This is a genomic window from Lysobacter sp. GQ73 (assembly GCF_059758755.1).
Genome location: NZ_JCAXEE010000006.1, coordinates 1 through 20,090, shown reverse-complemented (window position 1 = coordinate 20,090; position 20,090 = coordinate 1). Strand labels below are relative to the sequence as shown.

The 20,090-nt window shown below is 68.5% G+C and carries 12 protein-coding genes; 8 read left to right on the top strand and 4 right to left on the bottom strand.

Features of this window, described 5'->3' with window-relative positions; all coding sequences use genetic code 11:
- Positions 1-24 precede the first annotated feature (24 nt).
- From AC6CH2_RS16705 to AC6CH2_RS16690, 4 genes are all read left to right on the top strand, one after another.
- Positions 25-951: a TolB family protein gene (locus tag AC6CH2_RS16705; protein WP_498270193.1), complete on the top strand. Its 927-nt coding sequence runs from the start codon at positions 25-27 to the stop codon at positions 949-951.
- A 129-nt stretch (positions 952-1,080) separates the two neighbouring features.
- Positions 1,081-2,946 (top strand): DUF885 domain-containing protein, encoded by a 1,866-nt coding sequence (locus tag AC6CH2_RS16700; protein ID WP_498270192.1) that lies wholly within the window; start codon positions 1,081-1,083, stop codon positions 2,944-2,946.
- Positions 2,947-3,458: 512 nt separating this feature from the next.
- On the top strand, positions 3,459-5,162 hold the full coding sequence (locus AC6CH2_RS16695) for a FecR family protein (protein ID WP_498270191.1): 1,704 nt from the start codon (positions 3,459-3,461) through the stop codon (positions 5,160-5,162).
- The gene (locus AC6CH2_RS16690) at positions 5,159-6,817 is read left to right on the top strand and encodes a CHASE2 domain-containing protein (protein ID WP_498270190.1); all 1,659 of its coding nucleotides are present in this window, start codon (positions 5,159-5,161) and stop codon (positions 6,815-6,817) included. Before AC6CH2_RS16695 ends, AC6CH2_RS16690 begins: the two co-directional genes overlap by 4 nt.
- 265 nt (positions 6,818-7,082) lie before the next feature.
- Here the strand turns inward: AC6CH2_RS16690 and AC6CH2_RS16685 are convergent, their stop codons facing one another.
- The 4 genes from AC6CH2_RS16685 to AC6CH2_RS16670 all read right to left on the bottom strand — a co-directional run bounded on the left by AC6CH2_RS16685 (position 7,083) and on the right by AC6CH2_RS16670 (position 15,295).
- Entirely contained in the window at positions 7,083-8,408 is a 1,326-nt protein-coding gene (locus AC6CH2_RS16685) for a DEAD/DEAH box helicase (protein ID WP_435395896.1), read from the bottom strand.
- Between the two features lie 1,251 nt (positions 8,409-9,659).
- Positions 9,660-13,229: an ABC transporter permease/M1 family aminopeptidase gene (locus AC6CH2_RS16680; protein ID WP_498270189.1), complete on the bottom strand. Its 3,570-nt coding sequence runs from the start codon at positions 13,227-13,229 to the stop codon at positions 9,660-9,662.
- A 16-nt stretch (positions 13,230-13,245) separates the two neighbouring features.
- The gene (locus AC6CH2_RS16675; protein WP_498270188.1) at positions 13,246-14,142 is read right to left on the bottom strand and encodes an ABC transporter ATP-binding protein; all 897 of its coding nucleotides are present in this window, start codon (positions 14,140-14,142) and stop codon (positions 13,246-13,248) included.
- Between the two features lie 175 nt (positions 14,143-14,317).
- Entirely contained in the window at positions 14,318-15,295 is a 978-nt protein-coding gene (locus AC6CH2_RS16670) for a helix-turn-helix domain-containing protein (RefSeq protein ID WP_498270187.1), read from the bottom strand.
- Positions 15,296-15,405: 110 nt separating this feature from the next.
- Between AC6CH2_RS16670 and AC6CH2_RS16665 the strand changes: the two genes are divergently transcribed.
- From AC6CH2_RS16665 to AC6CH2_RS16650, 4 genes are all read left to right on the top strand, one after another.
- Positions 15,406-16,179, top strand: coding sequence for an SDR family oxidoreductase (locus AC6CH2_RS16665; protein WP_498270186.1), 774 nt, complete (start codon positions 15,406-15,408; stop codon positions 16,177-16,179).
- A gap of 113 nt (positions 16,180-16,292) precedes the next feature.
- Entirely contained in the window at positions 16,293-16,565 is a 273-nt protein-coding gene (locus tag AC6CH2_RS16660; protein ID WP_498270185.1) for a hypothetical protein, read from the top strand.
- 28 nt (positions 16,566-16,593) lie between these two features.
- Complete coding sequence (locus AC6CH2_RS16655; RefSeq protein ID WP_498270184.1) at positions 16,594-17,802, top strand: low temperature requirement protein A; 1,209 nt, start codon at positions 16,594-16,596, stop codon at positions 17,800-17,802.
- A gap of 1,507 nt (positions 17,803-19,309) precedes the next feature.
- On the top strand, positions 19,310-20,090 hold a 781-nt coding region (locus tag AC6CH2_RS16650), incomplete at its 3' end, for a hypothetical protein (RefSeq protein WP_498270183.1).

Below are 20,090 nucleotides of genomic sequence, written 5' to 3'. Positions count from 1 at the left end.
CACCTCCCCTGGAGAATCGCCGCCATGCGCCGTCTGTCGCGTCTTTCGATCGCCCTCGCCGCCCTCGCCGCCCTCGCCGCCGTCGCCCTGCCCGCCGCGGCCGCCGACACAGCCGCGGGCTCTTGTCCGCCGGTAACGAAATTCGCCGACGGCGTCATCTCGACCCCGCAGTGGGAATGGCGCCTGAGCTTCACCCCGAGCCGCCTGCGCGCCTACTGGTCGACCAGCAAGGGCTGGTGGCCGGGCACCCGCGAGCGCGCGACCATCATGACCTCGCAATGGCGGCCATCGGGCTGGAGCGCGCCGCAGGTCGCGCCGTTCTCCGGCGTGCACAGCGACATGGACCCCTCGGTGTCGCCGGACGGCCGCTACCTGGTGTTCTCCTCGGAGCGGCCGCGGCCCGACGGCCAGGCGGCGAAGATGGACCTGTGGATCGCCAAGCGCGGGTTGCGCGGCTGGGGCGAACCGCGCCACCTCGGCGCCGCGGTCAACAGCCCCGGCGACGAGCTGTACCCGAGCACCGACCGCAACGGCAATGTGTATTTCGCCAGCGACCGCGACGGCGAATTCGACATCTACCGCAGCGAACGCCTGCGCAACGGCGACTACGCGCCGGCGCGCAAGGTCGAAGGCGGCGTCAACACCGCCGAACGCTGGGAGTTCAATCCGGAAATCTCCCCCGACGGTCGCATCCTGCTGTTCACCCGCCTGGATTTTCCCGGCGACCCGCTGCCCGACCTGGGCTATGGCTACGGCGACCTGCATGCGGCGCGGCTCAAGGATGGCCGCTTCACCACCGCCAAGAACCTCGGCCCCTGCGTCAACACGGTCTGGGACGAATTCCACCCAACCGTGCTGTGGGAACGCGGCCTGCTGTTTTATGCGCGCGACATCGGCCGCCCGAGCGATTTCTATCAGACCCGCCTGCAGTTGCCCGACCTGGAGGATTGACCGCGCGGAGCGCTGCCGAGGGCTGCGCGGGCGCTGCCGCGCTCGCGCATGACCCCGCGCATGACCTTCGGCTCATGCCCCGGCAAGGCATGCGCGAGAGCCTGCGGGTCCGTCCGCATCGGCCAAGACATGACCCCGCCTCCGTTCCGCCGTCCGGGCCCGCGCCCGGTCCGCCTCGCTTTGTCCGCCGCGCTCGCCGCGGCGCTGTGCCTCGCCCTGCCCGCGGCCGCCGCTGCGGACTCGTCCGCGGCTGCGCCTGCCGCTCCGGCCGCCGCACCCAAGCTCACCGTGCAGACCAAGGGCGAAAAGCTCAACCGCCTGTACGAGCAGTACTGGGAAGAAAACCTCCAGCTCAACCCGCTGCGCGCCACCGCCCAGGGCGACACCCGCTACAACGACCAGTTGCCGAACTTCCTCAGCGCCGAGTTCCGCAAGCGCTCGCGTGAGTTCTCCGAGCGCTGGCTCAAGACCATCGAGTCGGTCGGCTCGCAGGGCCTGTCCGACCAGGACCTGCTGAGCTACGAGATCTTCGTGCGCGAAATGAAGATCAACCTGGAATCGGACCGTCATCCGGGCTGGCTGCAGCCGGTCAACCAGTTCTACAACTTCGCCGCCAGCATCGCCCAGCTCGGCTCCGGCACCGGCTCGCAGCCGTTCAAGACCGCCGCCGACTACGACGCCTGGCGCAAGCGCGCGGCCAAGGTGCCGGCGGTGTTCGACCAGCTCATCGCCAACAGCCGCGAAGGCGTCAAGCGCGGCGTGGTGCAGCCGAAAGCGCTGATGACCAAGGTGCTGCCGCAACTGGATGCGCTGATCAAGGACGACCCCACCGCGACCTTGTTCTGGAAGCCGGTGAGCGAATGGCCGGCCGGCATCTCCGAGGCCGACAAGGCGCGCCTGAGCGCGGACTACCGGCGGATGATCGAGACCGAGCTGATGCCGGCCTACCGGCGCCTGCGCGACTACATCGCCAACGACTACCTGCCGCACGCGCGCGACAGCGCCGGGCTCGGCGCCCTGCCCGGCGGCGAGGCCTGGTACGCGTTCAACGCGCGCCGCTCGACCACCACCACGATGACCCCGGCCGAGATCCACCAGATCGGCCTGGACGAAGTCGCGCGCATCCACGGCGAGATCGGCAAGATCCGCAGCGAGGTGAAGTTCCAGGGCTCGCTGCAGGACTTCTTCAAGTTCATGCAGACCGACCCGCGTTTCACCTTCAAGGACGAGCCGGCCCTGCTCGCCCATTACCGCGGCCTGGAAGCGCGCATCGGCAAGCAGATTCCGCAGTTGTTCTCGCTGACCCCGAAGGCGCCGTTCGAGATCCGCCCGGTCGAAGCCTTCCGCGCCCAGTCCGCGGCCGGCGGCTCCTACATGCGTCCGAGCGAGGACGGCACCCGCCCGGGCATCTTCTACGTCAACACCTACGACCTGCCGACCCGCAAGACCTGGGACGCCGAAGACCTGTTCCTGCACGAGGCCATCCCCGGCCATCACTTCCAGCTCGCCCTGCAGCAGGAACTGACCGGCCTGCCGAAGTTCCGTCGCTTCGGCGGCGAGACCGCCTTCAGCGAAGGCTGGGGCCTGTACGCCGAATCGCTCGGCAAGGAACTCGGCGTGTACGCCACGCCCTACGACTACTTCGGCTATCTGCAGAACGAGTTGTGGCGCGCGATCCGCCTGGTCGTCGACACCGGCCTGCACAGCAAGGGCTGGACCCGCGAGCAGGTGATCGCCTACATGCTCGAGAACTCGGCCGAGAGCGAAACCCAGGCCACCGCCGAAGCCGAGCGCTACATGGCCATTCCCGGCCAGGCCCTGGCCTACAAGATCGGCGAGCTCAAGATCATGGAACTGCGCAAGCGCGCCCAGAGCCGGCTCGGCGCGCGCTTCGACATACGCGAGTTCCACGCCGAAGTGCTGAAGGACGGCTCGGTGCCGCTGGACGTGCTCGACCGCAAGATCGATCGCTGGATCCAGTCGAAGCAAGGTTGATCCAGCAAGGTTGATCGAGCAGGCTTGAACCAGGCGGGTCCGCAGCTTGCGGCCCCGCTGCCCGGCGGTGCGGCCATGACTCGACCGGCACCGGCGACGGTCTGCGCTACCCGCGCGACGCCGCCGCACGGCGCCGCACGGCGCTAATGTGCTTTTTGACTCACTGGGTTTCTGTTCATCTGCACGGCCCCGGCGCGGCTTTCCCCGCCGACCGGGTTTCGGGCAGGATGAGGACCGGCCCACCTGGATCGCATCGCCTGCCGCCCCCTGTCCCGCCCTCACCGGCCCAGCCCCTGCAGGGCCCGCCTGCATGCCGGCCGCCTTCGCCCAGGTCCCCCGGCGTCCCGCGAGTGGCCGGCGGCAGCGCCCGCCCGGGCCGGTTCCCCGGCCGGGGCGGCAGCGCCGGTCGAACCGGTCGACAGCAGAAAAAGTGTGACTGAGGCCGCATAATTAGCGGTTGCTGTACCTCGCCGTCCACGGTGCCCGCTGTCCCACCCAGCCTCGGAATACGGATGTCCCTCATTCCAGCGCCCCAATCCTTCGCCGCCGTCGCGCGCGCCGCGCCGCGCCGCCTTGCCGCCCTGGCCTTCATCCGCCGTCGTTTCGCCGCGCTGTCGGTCGTGCTGCTGTTCGCCTGCACCGGCCTGGCCCAGGCGCAGGACTGGAGCTATCGCGTGCGTCCCGGCGACACCCTGTGGGACCTCGGCGCCAAGCACCTCAAGAACGGCATCAACTGGCGCCGCCTGCAGGAACACAACCGCATCGCCGACCCCTATCACCTGCCGCCGGGTACGCGCATGTTGTTCCCGGTCGGCTGGCTGCGGATCGAACCGGCCAAGGCGCGGGTCATCGCCGTGCGCGGCGCGGTCAGCCTGCTGACCTCGGAGAAAGCCACGGCCGCCTTGGTGGTCGAAGGCATGCGCATCGGCATCGGCAGCCGGGTCGAAACCGGCCCCGGCGCCAGCGCCACGCTCGAGTTCGCGGACGGCTCGCGGCTGATGATCCAGGACAACAGCCGCATCTCCTTCGACGAGCTCAGCAGCTACGGCAGCACCGGCATGGTCGATACGCGCATGCGCCTGCAGCGCGGCCGCACCTTGAACCGGGTGAACCCGGCCAAGGGTCCGGCTTCGCGCTACATCATCGACACCCCGTCGGCGACCTCCAGCGTGCGCGGCACCCACTTCCGGGTCAGCGCCGGCGACGAGGGCGCGCCCGACGCGACCGAAGTGCTGGAAGGCAAGGTCGCGGTCGGCAACCAGCGCACCCAGGTGATGCTCGACCCGGGCTTCGGCACGCTCGCCGCGGCCGGCGCCGCGCCGTCGGCGCCGATCCGGTTGCTGCCGGCACCGGCCCTGAGCGCAGAGTCGCTCGAACAACTGCCCGCGACCCTCGCCTGGGCGCCGGTCGACGGCGCGGTCGCGTACCGGGTCGAAGTGGTGCGCGACGACGCGCCCGAAGTATTGCTGTTCGAGGCCCGAACCTCCGACACCCGCCTGCGCATTGACGACCTGCCGGCCGGCCGCCAGCGCGTGCAGGTGCGCGCGGTGGCCGCCAACGGCCTCGGCGGGCGCGACAGCAGCCGGGTCTTCACCGTCAACGACCAGCCGGCGCCGCCGCTGACCATCAGCCCGCTCGACGGGCAACGGCTCAACCTGCCGCGCCCGCGCTTCGAATGGACCCGCGCCGAGGGCGCCGAGCGCACCCGCCTGCAGGTCGCCGGCGACGAACAGTTCGCCCAGCCGGTGATCGACACCGAGGTCGCCGGCCAGCGCTTCCGCCCGTCCGAATCGCTCGCGCCGGGCAAGTACTATTGGCGCGTGGCCTCGCGCGACGGCAATGGCCATGCCGGTCGCTACGGCAATGTCCTGCCGTTCGAGATCAGCGATGCGCCGGTCGATCCCGGCCTGGAGGCGCCGCAGGCGGCGAAGGGTATGCTGACCCTGCGCTGGCAGAAGGGCGAGCCGGGCCAGCGCTATCGCGTGCAGATCGCGCGCGAACGGGATTTCTCCAAGCTGCTGTTGGAAGAGGTGGTGGACGTGCCGCAGATCGAACTCAAGCGTCCCGGCGGCGGCACCTGGCACGTGCGCGTGCAGACCATCGAGGACGACGGCTACGCCGCGCCCTACGGCCCGCCGCAGGAAATCCGCCTGCCCTGCCGCCTGTGCTACGGGGCCGGCGCCGCCGGTGCCTTGTTGCTGCTGCTGACCTTATGAGCCCAACGGCCCGGTCCAGGCTGTTACGAGGCGGCGCCGCCCTGCTCGCCGCCGGCCTGGCCGCGCTGTTGACCGTCACCGGCGCGGCCTCGCGCCTGGACGAGGTCTTCTACGACCTGCACCTGTCGAACTGGGGCTATGCGCCCGACGACGACGTGGTCATCGTCGCCATCGACGACCGCAGCCTCAACGAACTGGGGCAGTGGCCGTGGCCGCGCGACATCCATGCGCAGATGCTCGACCGGCTGGGCTATGCCGGCGTGCGCGGCATCGCCCTCGACCTGGTGCTGGCCGAACCCGACCGCACCGGCGACGGCCACGACGCCGCGCTGGCCGCATCGATGCGCCGGGTCGGCCGGGTCGCCCTGCCGGTGACCACCGCGCCGCTGCGCCAGAACGGGCCGCTGGTAGAAGTGTTGCCGACGCCGCTGATCGCGACCGCCGCGACCACCCTCGGCCACACCGACATCGAGCTCGACTCCGAAGGCACCGCCCGCGAGATGTACCTGCAGGCCGGTCTCGGCGAATCGCGCTGGTCGGCGCTCGGCCTGGCCCTGATCGGGCTGGAACCGAACGTCGTGCCGCAACCGCTGCCGGGCCTGCGCCGGCCCGCCTCGGTGCAGGGTTCGCCGTATCAGCAGACCCGCGACCACCGCGTAAGGATCCGCTTCGCCGGGCCGCCGGGCACCTTCGCCCAGGTCTCGTATTCGGACGTGCTCGACGGCGAGGTGCCGGCCGAACTGCTGCGCGGCCGCTGGGTCGTGGTCGGCGTGACCGCGACCGGCCTGGCCCCCAGCTATCTCACCCCGATGTCCGACGTGGCCCGCATGGACGGCGCCGAGTACCAGGCCAACGTCATCGAGATGCTGCTGCACGATCGCACCATCGTGCCGATGCGGCCGCTGTGGCAGGCGCTGCTCGCCGCGACCATGCTGTTCGCGGTGGTGCTGTTGATGCTGCATCCGCGCTTCCAGCGGCCGCTGCTGGTCACCGGCGTGGCCGCGCTGGCGACCGCGCTCGGCAGCGTCGCCCTGCTGCGCCTGGGCAATGTCTGGTTCGCCCCGGCGACCACCATCGCGATGATCGCGCTGGCCTATCTGCTGTGGATGATCGCCCACCTGCGCCACTGGCGCCGCGAAGCCAACCTCGACACCCTGACCCGGCTCGGCAACCGCCGCCGCTTCGACCACGTGCTGCAGCGCGAACTGGCGAGCGCCCGGCGCACCCGTGCGCCGCTGTCGCTGGCCCTGATCGACGTCGACTTCTTCAAGGCCTACAACGACTCCGAAGGCCACCGCGCCGGCGACAAGCTGCTGCGCCAGATCGCCGAGATCATCGGCTCGCACGCGCGCCGCCCGCGCGATCTGGCCGCGCGTTTCGGCGGCGACGAATTCGCGGTGATCCTGCCCGACACCCACGTCGAAGGCGCCGCGCGCGTCGCCGACGGCATCCTCGAGGACATGCGCAAGCTCGACGCCCGCTACGGCGAAGGCCATGCCGACCAACGCGTCAGCCTCAGCATCGGCCTGTACACCTGCGTGCCCGGCGTCCACACCCATGCCCGCACCGTGTTCGACGGCGCCGACTCGGCCCTGTACCGCGCCAAGGAAAACGGCCGCGACCGCCGCGAAGCGACCCGCTTCGGCGAAGTCTGAGCGCGACGGATTCCGGCCGGCGACGCTGGTCGCCGCCCGCCACTCCGGCGCGCCGCTCAAATCGCACTGCGCACCCGCTTCGTCGCGACGCAGCCGAACGACGACGTCATCGCGCGTCTCCGCGCACCGATCGGCCGCCAACCGCCGGCACGCATTCGAGGCGCGCCTGTCGCGACGCATGGCCGCCGAGCGGACGCAAAAAAGAAAGGGCCGGCAATGCCGGCCCTTTCGATTCAACGATGCGACGAACCGCGTGGCGGATCGATCAACCGACGCTGCGGTCGCGACGCTGGCCGGGCTGCGCGCCTGCGCCGCCGCGGTGCTGCTTCGGACCGGCATGCGCATGGCGCGGGGCCGGCTTGCCGTGCGGACGATGCGCCGGCTTGCGCGGTCCATTGTTGCCGCGATTGCCGCCTGGGCTGCGCGCGCCCGGTGCATCCGAACCCATGCGGATCGGACGCGACGGCTCGTAGCCGGGCACCGTCACCATTTCGATGTCGTCCTTGAGGATGCGCTGGATCTGGCGCAGCAGGCCGCCTTCGTCCGGCGAGACCAACGACAGCGCTTCGCCGGTGGCGCCGTTGCGGCCGGTGCGGCCGATGCGGTGCACGTAGTCTTCGGCGACCATCGGCAGGTCGAAATTGATCACCAGCGGCAGGCTCGGGATGTCCAGACCGCGCGCGGCGACGTCGGTGGCGACCAGCACGCGGGCCTTGTTCGCCTTGAAATCGCGCAGGGCTTTCTGGCGCTGGGCCTGGCTCTTGTTGCCGTGGATCGCGACCGACTTCAGGCCGGCTTCTTCCAACTGCTCGGCCAGGCGGTTGCAACCGTGCTTGGTGCGGCCGAACACGATCACCTGGTCGTTCGGGCGCTTGGCCAGGATGTCGATCAGCAGGTCGCGCTTGCGGCCGCCGTCGACCGGGTGCACGCGGTGGGTGATGGCATCGGCGACCAGGCTGTTGGCGGCGATCTGCACCTGCTGCGGATTGCGCATGAACTCCAGCGCAAGCTGCTTGATCTGGGTTTCGAACGTGGCCGAGAACAGCAGGGTCTGGCGCGACTGCGGCAGGCGGCCGAGGATGCGCTTGATCGCCGGCAGGAAGCCCATGTCGAGCATGCGGTCGGCTTCGTCCATGATCAGCATCTCGACGCCGTCGAGCTTGGCGCTGCCGCGCTCGAGGTGGTCGATCAGGCGGCCCGGGGTGGCGACGAGCACGTCGACGCCGCGGCGCAGCGCATCGAGCTGCGGGCCCATGCCGGCGCCGCCGAAGATGGCGTGGATGTTCAGGCGCAGGTACTTGGCGTAACCGCGCAGGCTGTCGCTGACCTGCAGCGCGAGTTCGCGCGTCGGGGCGAGGATCAGCACGCGCGGCTTGCGCTGGGTGTTGCCCTGGGTGGTGGCGAGGCGGTGCAGCAGCGGCAGGCCGAACGCAGCGGTCTTGCCGGTACCGGTCTGGGCGCCGCCGAGCAGGTCGTGGCCGGCCAGCGCGAGCGGGATCGCCTCGCTCTGGATCGGCGTCGGGGTGGTGTAGTTCTGTTCGGAAAGCGCGCGCAGCAACGCGGGCGCAAGCCCAAGCGATTCAAACGTCATGTTGGAACTCCAGTGGTTCGCGATGCGGCCTCGCCCGGCGCCCGTCGAAACGGGCGCACGATCGAGACGATCGCGTGATGACCCCAGCGTTCCCTTGAACCGCGCTGCGAGTATCTGATTTGACGGCGCCGGATGCTCCGGGCCGTGTCTGCGCTACGAAAGACGTGCGGGATAAATAGTCGCGCCGGCGAATCCGAGAACTCGGTGCGGGGCGACAGGCAACCTGGGAAACGTACCCTTGCGGGGAGGCAGCCGTGCGCTGAACGGGGCGAACTCTACGCGAAACCCCGCGAAACCGCCAGCCGCGGCGGCGGGCGCGCGTCAGGGGGCGGTCATGGTGGGGTCAAGGGCCCGGCCTGGGTGGGTTTGGGATGGACGGGGCGGCCTGGAGCGCCGGGGTGGCCTTGCGGGGCCGCGCGGAGGTCGGGAGTTGCCGTCGGGTGCTGCTCGCGCCAGGCCGCGGCGCGCATCCACTTTGGGTTGCATTCGCCCGGATCGATAACCCGAAGTTGCATTGCGGAGACTCGCCTTTGCAGGAGCGAGGTGAGTCGCGACACGGGACGCGCAGAAGCAACAAGGCCGTCGTCGTCCGTCGAAGCGGCGTGTTTCCGCCAGGGCAGGAGCGGCGCGAGCCGCGACCAAGGGACGCGCCGAAACGACAATGCCAATGTCACCCATCGAGGCGGCGTGCCTTCGCAGGGTAGGAGCGGCGCAAGCCGCGACATCGCCGCGACGTTTTGCGGCGCATGGATCAAGAAAGATCAGGATCCAGATCAAGTCCGACCAGCGCAGCGCAACGAAACTATCACCTGTAGGAGCGACGTGAGTCGCGACCGCGGGACACGCAGAGAAGGCAAGGCCGTCGTCGTTCGTCGAAGCGCGATGCTTTCGCCAGGGTAGGAGCGACGCAAGTCGCGACATCGTCGTAACGGTCTTGCGACGCCTCTTTCGCCTAATCGATCAACATCAAGATCAAACCCAAAGCTTCCGCCACTAAAGCGGCGGATTACTTTCTTTTGTCATAAGCAACAAAAGAAAGGTAACCAAAGAAAAGTGCTTTGTTTTGAATCAAGGGCCCGCGTGTTCGATGCCGACGCGGGGCTCTACATACGGGACCTCCCTGTCCCGATGAAAAACGGCCCGCATCCCTGCGGGCCGCCCTCCGGGTCTTCTAGGGCCTTCGCTAGCGCCAAGCCACGCACGGCAACGGCAACGGCAGAAGCGATGGCAACGGCCGTGGGCCCTCGCCCCCTACAACCGCTGGCGGTTGTCCGCCGAGACCCGGTCGATCAACTTGTTGTACGGATCGAACCCTACCTCGTACGGCGCTTCGTCGACGACGATCTTGACGGTCGATTCGCCTTCGGTGATGCGGCGGCGTTCCAGGTGCAGAGGTTTCTCGTCGGCTTCCTCGCCCGAGGGGCCGCGCGCGAAGACGCCGATCTCTATCCAGTCGTCGAGCCGGGCCGGGCTTTCCTTGCCTTTGCCGTCGACGTAGACCTTGCCGGCATGCAACTGCATCGCCACTTCGTACTTGCCGTCGGCGCGCTTGACACTGCTCGCGCTGACCACGCGGTTGTCGTAGAAGGTGATCTTCTCGAACAGGTCGGTGATCAGGGCCTGCTGCTCGGGCTTGGCCTCGGCGCGCAGGTAGTCGAGCAGTTCGGCCGAGGTGGTGTAAGGCGGCGGCTGGAAGGCCTTGTCCTGCAGGAAGCGTTTGAGCGCGCGGTTGACCGCGGCTTCGCCGAGCTCCTCGCGCAGGCGGTAGAACACCAGCGAGCCCTTGCGGTAATGCACGTAGGGCTGGTTCTCGACCCGGTACAGCGGCAGTTCCTCGACCCGCTCGGCGCCGCGCTCTGACAGATAATTGTCCAGCTCGTACTTGAGGAAGCGGCGCATCTTGGCGCGGCCGTAGGCCTTCTCCATCACCATCAGCGCCGAGTACTGCGACAGCGATTCCGACAGCATGGTCGAACCCTGCAGGTCGGCGCCGATCACCTGGTGCGCCCACCACTGGTGCGCGACTTCGTGCGCGGTCACGTAGAACACGTAGTCGATCGCGCTGGTGTCGCGCAGGTCGGCGATGAAGCCGATCGATTCGGAGAACGGAATCGTGTTGGCGAAGCTCTGGGCGAACCGGGCGTAGCCGGGGAACTCGATGATGCGGACCTGGCGATGCTGGTAGGGGGTGAACTCGGCCTGGAAGTAGTCCAGCGATTGCCTGACCCCGTCGATCATGCGGTCGACGTTGTAGGCGTGCTTGGGGTCGTAGTAGACCTCGACCGGAATGCCGCCGTGTTCGACGCGCTTGACCTGCCACTTCGCCGACAGGTAGGCGTAGAACGGCAGCATCGGCCGGTCCATCGCATAGTCGAAGCAACGGCGGCCGCCGCGGCGGTATTCGCGCCTGAGATACCCCGGGGCCAGCGCGATCTGGTCGGGCGCGGTGCAGACCGTGGTCTTGAAGTCGATCCAGTCGGCATCGCCGCCGATGTAGTGGTTGGCGCGCGCCGCCTGGTCCTCCAGCTTGGCCATGCGCTGCACTTCGGCGACGCCGCGCTTGCGCCGCTCGTTGCGGTCGGCGAGCTGGCGGTTCTCGTTGTAGCCGAAGTGCGGGAAGGCCGTGGAGTTGAAGAAGCTGCCGTTGGCGACGATGGCCTTGTTGTCGGGCTCGTTGCTGAAGCCGCGCTGCGCATACGACTGAGCGAAGCGCAATTCGCGTTGTTCGCCGGGCTGCATCGGCCGGTCCAGCTTGTAGATGCGATAGCCCAGGCGCTCGTCGTCGTGGCTCAGCCGGGCACCGCCGAATTCCAGCGCGGTGATGCGCTGCTGCGGATCGACCGTGAGGTGGAATTCGCCGATCGGCTGCGGATGCGGGTTGACGATGCGGTAGCGGCCCCGGCTGGCCACGCTCAGGGTTTCCGGACGCAGGTCGACGTCGACCTCGACGGCGAGGATGCGCGGCTGGGCCAGGCCCTTGTACTTGCGGTACTCCTTCTCGTAACGCACTTGCTCGTCCATCGCCACGTCCGAGGGCAGGTAGCGGTTGAGCAGGTTGGTGTTCCAGAAGATGTAGCTGCCGGCGGCGACCCAAGCCAGTGCGAACGCCGCCAGCGCCAGACCGGGCCCGCCGCGCAGGCGGCTGCGCGCCAGGGCGAGGCGGCCGCGCAGGCTCGGCGATACCCCGCGCACCCAGAACGCCGCGGCGAGGGTCAGCAAGGCGGCGACGAACAAGCCCCAGTACGCCTGGAACCACAGGCGCGCGCCGAGGAACTGGCCGTAACCGTTCATGTCCGAGTACGGCGCTTCGGGGGCGCGGCTGAAGTTGTACAGGTTGTGCTCGAAGTGCAGCAGGCCGAACGCGGTCTGCAGGATCACCACCAGGATCAGCGCGCCGTAGCCGATGAACTTGTTGTTGGTCAGCACCTGCAGCACCAGGGCCAGACCGCCCATCAGCACGAACGGGATCGAATCGAGCAACAAGGCCTTGAGGTACAGCAGCGGTTCGAGCTGTCGATAGCCCTTGGCGAGTTGGTAGCCGATCGCGCCGAGGCTGCCGACGGCCTGGAAGATCAGCACCACCAGCACCAGGGTCGCGACCTTGCTCAGCAACGGCACCCAGTTCGGCACCGGCATGGCGTCGGTGACCTCGGCGAGCTTGGCTCCGCGCTCCTTGAACACCAGGTCCCCGGCGTAGAACATCACGATGAACACGACCATGAAGCCGAAGGTGTCCTGCAGCGCGCCGATCATCACCGAGGTGGTCGGATAGGTCTCGGTGCCGAACAGGCTGCGCATGGCGCCGGCGCTGCCGAGCAGGTTGGCGACCGCGAACGCCAGCATGATCAGGAACGGCACGCTCTTGAGCACGCCGACGATGTCGAAGCGCAGCGCGTGCAGGAACTGGACGACCGCGGTGCCGGCGCCGAACCCGGGCCGCGCCCGCGGTGCGACCACGGTCGAGGGCGTCGTCGCCGCCGGCGCGGAAGTTTTCTTGCGCCGGAACCAGCCCTTGCCGGTGGCGGTGCGCTGCGGTTTGAACAGGGCGAACGCGGTCGCCGCCAGGACCAGGCCGATGCCACTCCAGACCAGGCGATTGGCCAGCAGGAACCGATCGAGGCTCGGGATCGCGGTATTGAGTTCGTTGGAGGACCAGTAGCGCAGGGTGCGCCGCAACGCGGTGATGCCGAACGGGTCGATCATTACCGCCAGCCACTCGTTGTCGAGGTCGGCGGCCAGGCCGCGGCCGACGCGGTACAGGATGAAGAACGCGATCACCCCGAGGTAGACCACCAGCAGGTTGCGCGCGGTCACCGCGAGCAAGGCCAGCAACGCGCCGATGAACAACAGGTTCGGCAGCACCACCACGCACAGCCCCCAGACGTAGGGCAGCAGCGAGAACGGCCCTAGCCGCTCGGGGTCGATCCACGGCATCAGCGGCGCGATCATCAGGCCGACGGCGACCATCGCGAACACCAGCAGGCAGGCGACCAGGGCGGCGGAGAAGCGGCCGATCAGGAAGTCGCGCTTGCGCATCGGGCTGGAGAAGAACAGGTCCGCGGTGCCGAGCTCGAAGTCGCGCAGCAGCGCGCCGGCGACGAAGCTGGCGATGGCGAACAGGCCGAGCAGGCTGAAATAGCTCAGCGCCGTGATGACGGTCGACGGCGCATTGCGATTGACGTTGCCGATGGCGCCGCCGATCTGCACCGCGTCGGAGCTGGTCATCGCGAAGGCGAGCAGTCCGAACAACACGGAAATCAGCCACAACAGCGGCGCACGCAGCTGTTGGCGCAACTCGAAACGGAAGAATTCGGCGATCATCGTCGGCGCGCCCCGCTCAAGCCGCGACGCGCGCGTTCTGGCGCAGTTGCTGGAAATACACGTCTTCCAGGCCCGGCGCGACCGGTTCGAAGCCCTCCTCCGGCCGCTCCTGGCTGAACACATGGATCACCGGCTGGCCGGCGACCAGGCGCGTCGACAGCACCTGGTAGCGGGTTTCGTAGCTGGCCAGGCTGGACTTGGTGACCTGCTTGCGCCAGACCTGCGCGCTCAGCGCGGCGATCGCCGCGTTCGGCTCGCCGGTCAGCAGGACCTTGCCCTTGTTGACGATCGCCATGGTCGGACACAGGTCGGTCACGTCTTCGACGATGTGGGTCGACAGGATGACCGCGACGTTCTCGCCGATCTCGGCCAACAGGTTGAGGAAGCGGTTGCGCTCCTCGGGGTCGAGCCCGGCGGTGGGCTCGTCGACGATCACCAGGCGCGGATCGCCGAGCAGCGCCTGGGCGATGCCGAAGCGCTGGCGCATGCCGCCGGAAAAGGTGCCGAGCTTCTGCTTGCGCGCGTTCCACAGGTTGACCTGGTGCAGCAGGCCGTCGACCGCCTCGCGCCGCTGCTTGCGTTGGGTCAGGCCCTTCAGCACGGCGAAATGTTCGAGCAGGTCCTCGGCGCTGACCTTCGGGTACACGCCGAAGTCCTGCGGCAGATAGCCCAGCTGCCGCCGCACTGCGTCCTTGTCGCGCAGCACGTCGATCGGGCGGCCGTCGGCGCCTTCGAGAGTGGCGCTGCCGGCGTCGGCCTCCTGCAGGGTCGCCAGGGTACGCATCAGCGAGGACTTGCCGGCGCCGTTCGGGCCGAGCAGGCCGAACATGCCGCGCGGGATGTCGAGCGAGATGCCGTCCAGGGCGCGCACGCCGTTGGCATAGGTCTTGGTGAGATCGCGGATGGTGAGCATCGATGAGTCCCATGCGAAGGGAAGACGGCGCGGCGCGGATCGCCTGGCCTTTCCCGACGCGATCGATGCTAGCGGCCGCCGCGCCTACGCCCATGGGCGTTTCGTCGTCATGACCGATGGCAGGGTCGGTGCCGCGGACCGCGACCGGCGGACGCGGCGCGGGTTGCTTAGCCAGCTAACCGGCCAGCTGACGCGACTGCAGACGGTAGTCGCGCGGGGACAGGCCGTAGCGCTTCTTGAACGCCATCGACAGATGGCTGTGGCTGGCGAAACCGGTCTCCAGCGCAATGGTGGCGATATCCTCGTCGCTGTCGCGCAGGCGCAGACACACCCGGCGCAAGCGTTCGCCGAGTACGTACTGGATCGGCGTCGCGCCGAAGGCGGCGCGGAACGCGATCAACAGCCGGTGCACGCTGAGCCCGGCGAGTCCGGCGAGCACCGACAGGCGGATCGGCTGGTCCAGTTGCGCCTGGATGTAGTCCTCGATGCGTCGCCGTTGCGCCGGCTGCAGGCGCGGCGCGGCCGCGGCCGACGCGGCCGGCCCGCATGACCCGCTTGGCCCGCCCGACTTTGCGCCGTACTCGCGCAACAGATGCAGCGCCAGCGCCTGGCCCAGCGCTTCGCGCAACATCGCCGCCAGATCGTCGCCCTGGTCACTGAGCCCGGCCAGGCGCGCGGCCAGGCCGTGCACGAAAGGATCGCGCTGCTTCATGCGCGCGGCGAGAGCGGCGGCGCCGTCGCGGCAGGGGCCGAAGCGGGCCGGATCGATGGTGAACTCGGCGTAGGCGATGTCGCCGCCGAGCGCTTCGCCCTGGTAGCGCCGGCCGGCCGGGATCAGCCACAGGTCGCCGGCTGCGGGCGGCAGGCGCATCCGCCCGGCGCCCTCGATCCGTGTGTCCAGGCGCCGCATCGCTCCGTCGAGATGGACGATCAGGGTGTGGCGGTCGTGCTGCAGGCGCCACTGGGTCGGCTCGGCGATGCTCTCGGAGGCGAAGGCGAATTCCAGGCCGGGCGCCAGGGTCAGCTCGCGATTGAACGCAAGCCGGCGCGCGCCGAGCCAATCGCGCACCGCGGCCGCGCCCAGGGCCGCTTCGCCGCGGGCAGTGGCGTCGGCCGCCACGGTTGGCGGAGATGTTGAAAGCGGCTCGGACATCGTGGAAGCGCAACGGGCGTGGGGAGAGCTAAACATGACTCCGGTCACATTCGCGTCAACGTCCGCGACGGCATCCCCGCCCCGCCCCCCACTCAACGGAGTTCCATCCTATGCCCGATCGTTCCCTCCACGGCAAGGCCGTCGTCATCGGCGGCGGCGCCAAGAACCTCGGCGGCCTGATCTCGCGCGAGCTCGCCCAGGGCGGCGCCGCCGGCATCGCCGTCCACTACAACAGCGACGCCACCCGCGCCGCCGCCGAGGACACGGTCGCCGCCGTGCGCGCCGCCGGCGCCGACGCCTTCGCCCATCAGGGCGACCTGACCCGGCCGGAGGAAGTCGAAAAGCTGTTCGACGCGGCCAAGGCGCGTTTCGGCAAACTCGACATCGCCATCAACACCACCGGCATGGTCATCAAGAAGCCGCTGGTCGAGGTGACCGAGGACGAGTACGACCGCATGTTCGCGGTCAATGCCAAGGCTGCGTTCTTCTTCATCCAGCAGGCCGGCAGGCAGTTGGCCGACGACGGCAACGTCTGCACTATCGTCAGCTCGCTGCTGGCCGCGTACACGCCGTTCTATGCGGTGTACCCGGGCAGCAAGGCGCCGATCGAACACTTCACCCGCGCCGCCTCGAAGGAATTCGGCGAGCGCGGGATTTCGGTCAACGCGGTCGGCCCGGGGCCGATGGACACGCCGTTCTTCTACCCGGCCGAGTCCAGGGAGTCGGCGGCCTACCACGCCACCGCGGCGGCCCTGAGCAACCGCACCGCAAGCGGCCTGACCGAGATCCGCGACATCGCCCCGCTGGTCAAGTTCCTGGTCACCGACGGCTGGTGGATCACCGGCCAGACCATCTTCGCCAACGGCGGCTACACCACCCGTTGAGCTATGCCGGCGCGGCGCGTGCACCTCGCCTGCACGCGCCGCCGCCAATCATGGGCCGATGCCTGCCCTGCGCCCGCGCAGCCACGGCCGCGGCCACTCACAGGGGGAATGCGATGCATACGCTGATGGTGATACTCGGTGGACTGGCGTTGTTGGCGTTATGCCTGCTGGCCGCGCGGCTGTCCGGCGGCCCGGGCCCCAGGCCGATGCTGACCGCACTCAAGCTGTTCCTGCCGCTGTGGTTCATCGGCGCGGCGGTCAACCTGTGGATCGGCGTGTCGCGCGCCGGTTACAGCGTGGCCGAGGAGCTGCCGATCTTCCTGCTGGTGTTCGGCGCGCCGGCCGCGGTCGCGCTGCTGCTATGGTGGAAGCTCTCGCACGGCTAAGCTGCACGGCCGAACCGCAGACGCCGCCATGACTCCTGCCCGCACCACCCTGCTGCGCAACCGCGAAGGCCACGCCAAGGTCGGCTTCAGCGAGCTGTTCTTCGACCTGGTGTTCGTGTTCGCGATCACCCAGTTGTCCCACGCTCTGCTCGAAGACCTCACCGCGCTCGGCGCGCTGCGCACCGGCCTGCTGTTCCTGGGCGTGTGGTGGCTGTGGATCTTCACCTCCTGGGTCACCAACTGGCTCGACCCGGACAAGGTGCCCGTGCGGGTGATGATCTTCGCCCTGATGTTCGGCGGCCTGCTGCTGTCGTCGTCCCTGCCGCAGGCCTTCGGCGAACGCGGTCTCGCCTACGGCCTGGCGTTCGCGGCGATGCAGGTCGGGCGCACCGCGTTCATGCTGTGGGCGCTGCGCGGCGGGCGCAACCCGGGCAATTTCCGCAATTTCCTGCGCATCCTGATCTGGATGTCGATCTCGGCGGTGTTCTGGGTGCTCGGCGGGTTGGCCGATCCGGAAGCGCGGATCCTGTGGTGGCTGGCCGCGGTGACGATCGAATACCTCGGCCCGATCACCTATTTCCCCGTGCCCGGCCTCGGCCGCTCCTCGCTGTCGGACTGGGACGTCGAGGGCGCGCACCTGTCCGAGCGCTGCGGCTTGTTCATCATCATCGCCCTGGGCGAATCGATCCTGATCACCGGCGCCACCTTCGCCAAGCTCGACTGGAACCCGACCACCGTCGCCGCGTTCTGCGCCGCGTTTCTCGGCAGCGTGGCGATGTGGTGGATCTATTTCGATAGCGGCGCCGAACGCGCGACCCACCGCATGCTGCAGCAGACCGACCAGACCCGGCAGGCGCGCCAGGCCCGCAACGCCTATACCTATCTGCACCTGCTGATCGTCGGCGGCATCGTGGTGTGCGCGGTCGCCGACGAGCTGGTGCTGGTTCACCCCGACCACGCCGACGCCGCCGGCGTCGCCGCGATCATCGGCGGGCCGGCCTTGTACCTGCTCGGTTGCGCCTGGTTCAAATGGGTGACCAACACCCGCGCCTTTCCGCCGTTCTCGCATTGCGCCGGCCTGTTGCTGCTGGCCGCGCTGGCGTTCGCAAGCGGGCCGTTGCATTTGTCGCCGTTGATCCTCGGCGCGTCGACCAGCGCCATCCTGACGATCGTCGCGGGCTGGGAGACCATTGCCCTGCGGCGCGGGTCGCGCGAGGTCACGCCGGCGGCGCATTGATCGCCGCGGAGGCCGGCGCTGTCGCCAGCCTGGTAGCGGCGCAAGCCGCGACAGTGCCGCAATCTCGCGTCGCCTTCGGTGTATCCCCGTAGAAGCGAGGTGAGTCGCGACCGCGGGACGCGCAGTGGCGCCAAGGCCGATGTCGCCCATCGAAGCAGCGCGCTTTCGCAGGGTAGGAGCGGCGCGAGCCGCGACATCGCTGTGGCGGTCTTGCGGCGCATCTCTCATGGACGATCAAGATCAAGATCAGGACCAAGATCAAATCCAAAGCTTCCGCCACTAAAGCGGCGGGTTACTTTCTTTTGTCTAAAGCAACAAAAGAAAGGTAACCAAAGAAAAGTGCTTTTCTTTGAATCAAGGGCCCGCATGATCGATGCTTCCGCAGGGATTTTTCATACGGGACATCCCTGTCCCGATGAAAAACGACGCGCATCCATGCGCGTCGCCCTCCGGGTCTTCTTTGGCCTTCGCGAGTGCGTGGCGACGCACAGCAACAGCCAAACAACAAAACCGGAGGGCGGCGACGCCATCCCCTGTAGGAGCGGCGTAAGCCGTGACCACGGAACGCGCAGAACCAACGAGGCCGACGCCGCCCATCGAAGCGGCGCGCTTTCGCCCGGGTAGGAGCGGGGCAAGCCGCGACCGCGAATCTGCGGCCGCCGGCGCGGGTGCGGGTTGTGTGGTCGCGGCTTACGCCGCTCCTACAGTGGCCGATACGCGTTGCCGTTGCCGTTGCCGTGATTTTGATTTGCTTTGATTTGCCGCTTTGCCGGTCAACAGAAGACCCGGAGGGCGGCCCGCAGGGAAGCGGGCCGTGCGCAAGCAGGCCATGGATGGCCTGTCTGGAGCATCCCTGCGTCGGCACCGATCGTGCGGGCTTGTGCACTTGCAAGGAGAAGCACTTTTCTTTGGTGACTTTCTTTTGTTGCTTTGGACAAAAGAAAGTTACCCGCACCCTTTAGGGGGCGGAAGCTTTGCTCTTGCTTCACCGCGCTGCGGCAAGAAGCGTCGCAACCGGAGAGGGCGCGGTCGCGACTTGCGTCGCTCCTACCCTGGCGATAACACGCCGCTTCGGCGAATGATGATGGGCTTGGCACCTGCGCGCGTCCCTGGGTCGCGGCTCACGCCGCTCCTACAGAGGCTACGGCCAGAAGCGCCGCAACCGGAGACGACGCGGTCGCGACTTGCCTCGCTCCTACCTTCGCGAAAGCACGCGGCTTCGATGAGCGGCGTCGGCGTTGCCTTCTATCCGTTCCGTGGTCGCGGCTCACGCCGCTCCTACAGGAGCTGCCACCCGACGCGCTGCGAAATCGCCATAGCGCGGTCGCGGCGTGCGCCTCTCGGCCCACATCGATTGCTTTTTTGCTTAGAGACCGTACGAAAGCTTTGACATCGCCGCGCCATACGGATAATTTGCGCCAGCCAGTGTGACTTCAGTCACACATATGGCGAGAGCCAGCGCTCGTTCCACCGGCGCCGGCTTCGGCGATGACCTACAGGGGACCGTATGCGAAGTCAGCAAAACACCGTACCGCGCCAGCGGCTCGGCGAGCACGCTCATGCCATCGTTTTCGCTGCCGGCCAGGATGGCGCGAGGTTCTTGCCGGTCCGGCGCCCGGGCACCGTTCTTCGCACACTGGCCTGGTGGTCGGCCGTACTGGTCGCCCTGAGCGGCCTGCCGGTGTCGGCCTCGGAGCAGAACGGCGCCGTCGACACCGCCTTGAACCGCGTCAGCTATGCCTCGGCGCTGACGGTGACGGCGGTGACCAACGGCGGCACTCCGGGCACCACCTCGACCAGCATCGGCGCGAACGCGTTCGACGGTAATCCGGCGGGCGCCTACGACCCGCGCATCAACCTGACTTCCAACACCTTCAATTTCCTGACGCCCTCGCCCTCGAACTCGGCGGTCACCGTCGCCAGCGGCGGCCAGGAAGCAGCCGGCACCCTGACCTTCAATTTCAGCCGGCCGGTAGTGAACCCGCGCTTCCACTTCGCCCGCCTCGGCGGCACCGGCGGCAGCGCCGGCAACAGCACGACCTTCCTGACCGCGACCGGGGGCGCGACCTGGACGGTGATCGGCGGCGCCCTATCGACGGCCCTCGGCAACACGCGTTTGCGCGCCTCCTCGACGACTCCTTCGGTGACCTGTACCGACCCGGCCTCGACTTCGGGTTGCGGCACCGCGCAGCTCAACGGCACCTTCACCTCGGCCGTCTTCAACATCGGCCTCGGCAACCCGACCACGCTCGCCGGCACCATCACGGCCGACGGTTATGGGGTAACCA